The 2,362-nt window shown below is 70.2% G+C and carries 2 protein-coding genes; both read right to left on the reverse strand.

Going from position 1 to position 2,362, the window contains the following annotated elements:
- The coding region (locus WAO18_RS13940; RefSeq protein ID WP_422206852.1) for an o-succinylbenzoate synthase at positions 1 to 740 on the reverse strand (740 nt) is incomplete at its 3' end.
- A 50-nt stretch (positions 741 to 790) separates the two neighbouring features.
- On the reverse strand, positions 791 to 2,362 hold a 1,572-nt coding region (locus WAO18_RS13945; protein ID WP_422206851.1), incomplete at its 5' end, for an amidohydrolase.

The following is a 2,362-nucleotide window of genomic DNA, read 5'->3' on the forward strand; positions in this document are numbered from 1 at the left end:
ACGAACAACCGCCCGGTGCCCAGGCCGCAGGCGTGGTCGAGACGCGGCAGGGCCGACGCCGCGGCCAACCCGACCGCGATGCCCACCGCCGAGTCCAGCGCACTGGAGACCACGACGGGGATGTCGATCTGCGCGGCGATCTTCAACAACGCCGAAATACCGCCCAGCGGAGCAACTTTCAACACAGCGACGTCGGCGGCGCCCGCGCGGACCACCGCCAGCGGGTCGCCGGCTTTGCGGATGCTCTCGTCGGCGGCAACCGGCACGTCGACCTGACGGCGCAACTCGGCGAGCTCGTCGACCGTCGCGCAGGGCTGCTCGAGGTACTCCAGAGGCGCCAGAGCCTTGGCGGCCTCGACGGCCTGCGCAACCGTCCAGGCCCCGTTGGCGTCCACTCGCACGGTGGGCACCAGGGCGCGGACCGCGTCGACCCGGGCCACGTCGTCGTCGAGGGTTTGACCTGGCTCGGCGACCTTCACCTTCGCGGTACGTGCACCGGGAAAACGGGCCAGGATCTCGGGCACCTGCGCCGCGTCGACGGCCGGGACCGTGGCGTTGACGTCGATGCGGTCGCGCCGGGGCGGTGGCGGCGTCCGGTAGGCCGATTCGAGGGCGGCGGACAGCCAGTGCGCCGCCTCGGCGTCGCCGTATTCCAGGAAGGCACCGAATTCGCCCCAGCCGGCCGGGCCTTCGATCAGCGCCAGCTCGCGGGTGGTGATCCCGCGGAAGCGAACCCGCATCGGCAGTGCCACCACATGTACGCGGTCGAGGATGTCGTCGAGGGTGGGGGTCACGGCGCGTAGACCTGGCGGCCCGCCAGGAACGTCGCACGCACGTCCAGGTCGGCGATCTCCTCCGGCGGCACCGCGCGCGGATCGGCGGACAGCACCACCAGGTCGGCGTACTTGCCGACTTCCAGCGAGCCGATGATGTCGTCGGCGAACAGCTGCCAGGCCGCGTCGATCGTCTGCGCGCGGATCGCCTGTTCGACGGTCAGCCGCTCCTCGGGCCCCAGCACCCGCCCGCTGGGCGCCGTGCGGGTCACGGCCACGCTGATGTTGCGCAGCGGCTCCTCGGGCGTCACCGGCGGATCGTTGTGCAGCGAGATGCGCATGCCGGTGGCCAGCGCGGAACCTGCTGGCATCCAACGGGATCCGTGCTCCTCGCCGAACAGCCCGTCGACAATCACGTCACCCCAGTAGTGGATCTGGTCGACGAAGATGCTGCAGGTGACGCCGAGGTCATGGGCACGCTGCAGCTGCTCGGGCCGGATCGCGCCGACGTGCTCGAGACGCAGCCGATGGTCTGAGCGTGGATTTCGTTGCAGCGCTTGCTCATAGACATCGAGGATGGTGTCGACGCCGGCGTCGCCCTGCACGTGGCAAGCCATCGGCCAGCCCAGCGGAAAGTAGGCGCCGACGATCTCGGTCAGCTGTTCGGCGGTGTAGTTCGCACAGCCGCACGAGCCGGGCGTCACGCCGATGGTGCGGGTGGCGGCGGTGTCCAGATACGGGAAGGACAGCGCGATGTTGCCGATCCACGGCGAGCCGTCCACCCAGATCTTGATGCCGATCTGACGCAGCATGTCGTCGCCCTGGCCGGGGGTGGCGTCGGTCGACATTTGCGGGTTGGAGATCTCGTAGGTGCGCAGCCGGACCGACAGTTTCTCGCGCAGCTGCTCGACGAGCGGCCGCATCGCCGGGTCGAACGCCATCTCCGAGCAGGTGGTCAGCCCGGCCTGGTTCAGCCGGGCACACTCGGCCAGCAGCATTGCCGGGTAGTCACTCGGCGCAATAGCCCCGTTGAGCAGTGGGAAGACCGCACCGGTTTCCTCCGCGGTGCCGTCGAGGTCGCCGTTCGCGTCGTGGCCGTATTTGGCGCCCTTGGGGTCGGCGGTGTCGCGGGTGAGGCCGGCGCGCTGGGCGGCCCGCGAGTTGAAGTAGGCCTTGTGTCCCGAGTTGTGGATGATGACCAGCGGATCGTCCGGCGCGATCTCGTCCAGCCAGGCCAGCGTCGGCTCCGGTAGCCCGTCCTGCAGCAGCGGGTCCCAGCCGTTGAGGTAGGCGCCGTCGGATCCGCGCCGGGCCACCTCGCGGCGAACGGCCTCGACGACCTGGCCGGCGTCGCGCATCGTGACAGGCCGGATGTCCACCAGCCGGTCGGACAGTGCGATGGCCTCCATCAGCGGATGGCCATGCGCCTCAACGAATCCCGGCATGACGCAGCCGTCGCCGACGTCGATGCTCGTGGTGTGGGGGCCGATGAAAGCGGCCACCGCTGACCGGTCACCGACCGCGACGATCCGGCCGTCGGTGATCGCCAGCGCCTCGGCGGTGGGCCGGGCGTCGTCGACGGTCAGGAC

It is taken from the genome of Mycobacterium sp. (genome assembly GCF_049278535.1).
Taxonomy (GTDB): Bacteria; Actinomycetota; Actinomycetes; order Mycobacteriales; family Mycobacteriaceae; genus Mycobacterium.